Here is a 6,064-nt window from a genome sequence, read left to right on the forward strand (position 1 = left end):
AGAGCCTGTTTAAAAATTATAGTTTGAATTTTTATAGATATTTTTAGATAGATTTTAGTTTTTGATAATGAAGATTTAGCGGGCTAAATCAAGTAATCAAAGGCTAAAAGATGGTAAAAAGAGCATAAAAAGACAACTAAGAAAAATAAATACTTCCAAAATAAATATTTTCGTTAAAATTTAAACAGGCTCTAAATCCATTTACAAAAAGTTGGGTAGGTTTGTGTTTATTTAAACTTACACGGTTTTTAGCTGTCATTGATCCATGCAAACAAGCAATTATTTACACATCATCAAATTGGCCATCCCAATTATCATTGCCAATGCGTCAGTACCGCTTTTGGGTTTGGTAGATACGGCTACTATTGGCCAGACCGCATCGGCTTCACACCTTGGAGCTATTGCACTGGCTACTTTAGTGTTTAGTTTTGTGTACTGGGGATTTGGGTTTTTAAGAATGGGAACTACCGGTTTTGTGGCGCAAGCCTCGGGCGCAAAAAATGAAAATGAACTTCATGCCTTAGTATTCCGATCTATTTTTCTGGGTGCTTTGATAGGCATAACTCTGATTGTTTTTCAACAGCCAATCGGTAATCTTTCAGTCTATCTATTAAGTGCCAGTGATGCCATTAAAACCTTGGTCAAAGATTATTTCTACATCCGTATTTGGGGCGCACCGGCAACATTAATTACATTTTCATTATTAGGAACACTCATCGGTATGGGATGGACCAAGCAACTGCTTTGGACACAATTGTTTTTAAATGGTTTGAACATAGTCCTCAATGTTACTTTTGTTCTTGGATTTGATATGGGCGTAAAAGGTATTGCACTCGGAACCGTTTTGGCGGAATGGCTTACTTTGTTTTTTGCTGGATATATAGTATTTCATCAATTAAAAATTAAACGACCATTACATCGGATTCAAGAATTGAAGATCCACATTTTGGACTCCTCAAAATTGATTGCCTTGCTTAAAGTAAATTCCGATATTATGATCCGCACCTTGGCTTTACTAAGCGGATTTGCATGGTTTGCCAATCAAGGTGCTAAATTTGGAGATTCTATTCTTGCGGCTAATCACGTGTTATTGCAATTTATAACACTGTCTGCTTTTTTCTTGGACGGCTACGCGCACGTAGTCGAAATGCTTGCCGGAAAAGCGTTTGGTGCCAACGACAAATTGGGTTTTAAACTTCAAGTCAAACAATCCACCATATTGGCAGGCATTACGGCTATATTTCTTGCACTGGCCGTTTTCTTGTTTAGTGATCCCGCAATTCGTTTGCTCACTAAAGATATGCAAGTACAGGCCATTGCGTCCAACTATAAAAATTATACGGTATTTTATATTTTATTTTCATTTGTAGCCTTTCAACTCGACGGTGTTTTTATTGGCGTTACCAAAAGCAAGGAGATGCGAAACGCAACCCTAATGGCACTTGTTGCATTTATCGGCGTAGGATTAATCCTTGTCCATTTTTATGAAAATACGGGATTATGGTTGGCTTTTATATTTTATGTAGTCGTTCGTGGATTTACTCTAGGATTCTACTATCCAAAAATCCTACAGCACTTTGAGATCAAATAATTCAACGCATAAATATCAAATTTTTCTTTTGTTGAAAATATTTTAGATGATTTAGAAGTATATTTGCACAACTAAAACATACCTCAAATGACAGTTTGGATTATATTTATTATTGGAATTATGCTCTTTTTGGCACTAGACTTAGGAGTTTTTAACAAAAACCCCCATGTTATCAGCTCAAAGGAAGCAGGGATCTGGACGGCAGTTTGGGTAACCTTATCATTTGCCTTTTCGGGCGTTGTATATTGGTTATATAGCGGCGGTGTACATATTGAAAATCCAGATCAACTCTTGCCGCACGATGCCATGGTTAAGTATATTACAGGATATCTGATTGAGCTATCATTAAGTATTGATAATATATTTGTAATAGCTATTGTATTTGCTTCCTTCAAGATTCCGGCAATTTACCAACACCGTGTATTATTCTGGGGAATTTTGGGTGCCGTGGTTTTTAGAGGATTAATGATTTTCTTGGGCGTGATGCTGATCCATAAATTCTCATGGATGACCTATATATTTGGTGCTTTCTTAGTATTTACAGCACTAAAAATGTTGTTTACCAAAGATGACCACGATTTTAATCCTAAAGATTCTTTGGTTTTCAGGACACTCAGAAAAATAATGCCCATAACCGGAGATATTGATGGCGAACATTTTTTTGTAAAACGTAGACACCTTACCGTTGCCACACCATTATTTGTAGCTTTGGTCGTCATTGAGTTTATGGATGTTGTATTTGCTATTGACAGCGTTCCGGCAATTCTCTCCATTACTTCCGATCCGTTCTTAGTGTTCAGTTCTAACATCTTTGCGATTTTGGGCTTGCGGTCCATGTATTTCTTTTTAGCAAATATGTTGGAGCGATTCAGCTATTTACAATACAGCTTAATTGCTATTTTATCGTTTGTAGGTATTAAAATGCTCATTGTACATTACTATAAATTCCCAGAATGGGTGTCGTTAGGATTTATTGGTTTGGCTCTTGCCGTAGGAATCATTGTTTCTCTAGCAAAAGGTAAAAAAACTGAAAATATATCCTAAAATAAAACACAATAAAAACTATGAAAATCAGCACTTTACAAAGATGCAGATCATAGAACATAATGTATTTTGATAATATTTAAATTAAGGCTGTCCAAAAGACAGTCTTTTTTGATGGTATTAAGCCTAAAAAACACAACAATAGACAGCAGCCGATTATTACATCCTATCTATTTTTAAACCAATTATATTTTTAGCTTATAATTGATGCTTCACCTACTTCTTCCAATTCCCTTTTTTCTTTGATAAAGAGAAATAGTTTATACAGATTGAAGAGTTTCAAATTCGGTTTGCTCGATTTCAGATTATTTAAAATGTAAGGCTCAAAAAAAGTGAAGAACTTTGCAAACAAGAATTCTAGTCCAACGGATTCTAACTTTCTATAAAAAACCAATAATCTGACATGCTTAAAATCCTTTCTTTCAATAATAGCGCTGTGCACTAAAAACGCCAAATTTTGAGCAGCCAAGGCATTATTTAAGATAAAGTTGTTATTGTCTGCTATATCAATATTCAAAATAGGGTTATCGATATGCAAAACAGCTATGTTATGATTAAATAGCGCAATCCCGAACAAAGTATCTTCGTGTCCGTATTGATTTAAAGACACTTCAAATGGAAATTTTTGAAAAACTAACCTTTGTATTAAAAAATTGCTCGACTGAAATACGGAATTAGCCTTATTCTGTCTTTGAAATAAGGATCGACTTTCTATGTTTACACCATAACTCCAACTTAAGCTTTGTGCATTGCTTGGGCATTTATTTGGATAAATTCTGCCGCCACAAACCACCATAGGACGATGCTCTTTAATGGCATTCAAATAGTTTTGTACAAATTGAAGATTTTCTGTAACTGAACTATCGCAATCTAAAAACAATAGATATTTTTTGGAAGTATAGGTTAAAAACAAATTCCGAATTTTAGAACGTCCAATGTTTTGCTCCAACTGAATATATTGAATGGTCTCGTGCTTTATATTATTTAAACTTCTAAACTTCTCTTCCGATGCATCGTCAATTAAAATAATATCTATTGAATGTTCAGAAACAAGCTGTATTTGTTTGCATAAGTCTAAAACCAAAGACCTTACGTCAAAATTAAATATAGGAATACAGATAGAAATCATATTTCATGTTATTGTTTTTTCCCTTTGTTTCATTAAAAGCCGAAGACAAAGCATACAAATTACATAGACAAATTTAATATAACTATCAATTTCTGTTTTGTTTTCAGGATTAATAACAACATATATGAGCCTGTTTTAAAATTATAGCTTAAATTTTTTTAGTTGCTTTTAGATAGGTTTTAGTTTTTGACAATGAAGATTTAGCGGGCCAAACCAAGATATCAAAGGCTAAAAGATGCTAAAGACGGCATTGAAATCGGTTCTGGAAATATCATTCCAGTTTGGCTTTTTGGATTGATGTACTAAATCCAGTTAAGAATACGGCTTCAATTCTGCCTGTGGAACACCACTAACAAACTCAAAAATCACTATAAAACTCACCATGCAGCTCCCAGCTCCCCTCTTTAGTTAAAGAGGGGTGGACAAACGCAGTTTGGACGGGGAGTTTGAAAAATAAAAAAGCAAGAATGAATTTACCGCAGTGGAACGTAGGTAAAGAAAGGGGAGTTTGAACATCAGCCATACAAGAGTTAAAAAAAATAGCAACAACTATTTTAGCGAAGGGGCGAGCTGGCGCATGGCAACGCAGTTTGGACGGGGAGTTTGAACCACTGAAAACAAAGAAAGCTCTAAAACGGCAATACTCTGTATCCAAAACTATTCAAGAGCATTTCTATTTCTTCATCATATAAAACTAAAAACATCCATATCTCATTAGAGGCTTCAGATGATACGAAAAAACGCCATATCTCATATTATTTTGATTTCCACTTAACCCCTTACCATAAGATACAACATCTGAAATCTTACTTTACCGCCAAATCGCTTTCTATCAAAAGCAAAAAATAATCAAAACTGCTTTTCATAATTAACAGTATTTCATATATTTGCTTTCCACAAAGAGCAATTATGGAAAATTTATTATTAGAGTTTCAGTCAAAAATAGCGCGTACACCTCTCAATATACAGCGCTATCTTCTTTATCAAATCGATTTGAACAATCGTCTAATAGCAATTAAAGGCGCTAGAGGCGCAGGTAAAACAACATTGCTTTTACAGCTTGCAAAATCGCATTTACCTTTAGAGTCAACATTGTACGTAAGCTTGGACCACATTTATTTTTTTGAGAATAAACTGTATGATTTGGCAAAACAATTTGCCCAATTCGGAGGAACACATTTGCTACTTGATGAGGTTCACAAATACATCAATTGGTCAAGAGAGATTAAATTAATTTATGACAATTTCCCGGAACTCAATATTATATTCACCTCCTCGTCCATGCTCGAAATCTACAAATCAGAATCGGATTTAAGTCGAAGAGCTGTTGCTTATAATTTGAAGGAATTGTCTTTTAGGGAATTCATCTTATTTGAAACAAAAAAAACAGTACAGGCCCATTCCTTTTTAGATATTTTAGAAAATCACAATGCTATCGCAACAAAGCTTTTGGATGAGATAAAACCTTTACCACTATTTGAAAAGTACTTAAAAATAGGTGTTTATCCATATTATAAAGAAAATGAAAATGTTTATATCCAAAAACTCCAAAATACGATTAACCTCATCATTGAAATCGATATCAATGCGGTGGAAGATTTGAATTATGATACTTTGATAAAGTTGAAAAAACTACTTATAAGCATAGCTTCAAGTGCGCCATTTACACCAAATATCACAAAGTTGAGCGAGAAAATAGGCGTTTCCCGTAATATGTTGGTGAAAAGCATTAAAATTCTGGAACGCGCTGGGTTGGTCAATGAATTGTACAAAGACACTTCGGGAATTGGCGTGCTGACCAAACCCGAAAAACTGTATCTCAACAATAGTAACCTGATGTATGCTTTGGCAAAAGAAAACACTAATATTGGAAATGTACGAGAGACTTTTTTCTTAAACCAGTTCAAAGGTTTGCACGAAATAAACCGGTCGGAAGTTGCCGATTTTGTAATCGACAGAACCTATACGTTTGAGATTGGAGGAAAAAATAAAACGAAAAAACAAATAGCAAACGTAAAAAATGCTTACATAGCTAAAGACGGCATTGAAATCGGTTTTGGAAATATCATTCCAGTTTGGCTTTTTGGATTGATGTACTAAATCCAGTTAAGAATACGGCTCTAATTCTGCCTGTAGAACACCACTAATAAACTCAAAAACCACCATAAAACTCACCATCCAGCTCCCAACTCCCAGCTCCCCTCTTCAGATGACGACCGAGCGTTAAAAAATAGTCCTGTGGACTATTTTAGCGAAGGGGCGAGCTGGAACATAGGCACGCCGTTTGGACGGGGAGTTTG

The 6,064-nt window shown here is 34.9% G+C and carries 4 protein-coding genes; 3 read left to right on the forward strand and 1 reads right to left on the reverse strand.

The features are described from left to right. The first annotated feature begins 265 nt into the window (after positions 1-265). Both VNJ50_RS04855 and VNJ50_RS04860 read left to right on the forward strand, forming a co-directional pair. Positions 266-1,591, forward strand: coding sequence for an MATE family efflux transporter (locus VNJ50_RS04855; RefSeq protein ID WP_325579590.1), 1,326 nt, complete (start codon positions 266-268; stop codon positions 1,589-1,591). 87 nt (positions 1,592-1,678) lie between these two features. Next, the gene (locus VNJ50_RS04860) at positions 1,679-2,635 is read left to right on the forward strand and encodes a TerC family protein (RefSeq protein WP_325579592.1); all 957 of its coding nucleotides are present in this window, start codon (positions 1,679-1,681) and stop codon (positions 2,633-2,635) included. Between the two features lie 193 nt (positions 2,636-2,828). On the opposite strand, the gene VNJ50_RS04865 is transcribed toward VNJ50_RS04860, so the two are convergent. After that, positions 2,829-3,764, reverse strand: a complete 936-nt coding sequence (locus VNJ50_RS04865) for a glycosyltransferase family 2 protein (RefSeq protein ID WP_325579593.1) — start codon at positions 3,762-3,764, stop codon at positions 2,829-2,831. Between the two features lie 909 nt (positions 3,765-4,673). Between VNJ50_RS04865 and VNJ50_RS04870 the strand changes: the two genes are divergently transcribed. Then, positions 4,674-5,864, forward strand: coding sequence for an ATP-binding protein (locus tag VNJ50_RS04870; RefSeq protein ID WP_325579595.1), 1,191 nt, complete (start codon positions 4,674-4,676; stop codon positions 5,862-5,864). Positions 5,865-6,064 lie beyond the last annotated feature (200 nt).

Source organism: Gelidibacter sp. (assembly GCF_035577925.1).
In the GTDB taxonomy this organism is placed as follows: Bacteria; Bacteroidota; Bacteroidia; order Flavobacteriales; family Flavobacteriaceae; genus Gelidibacter.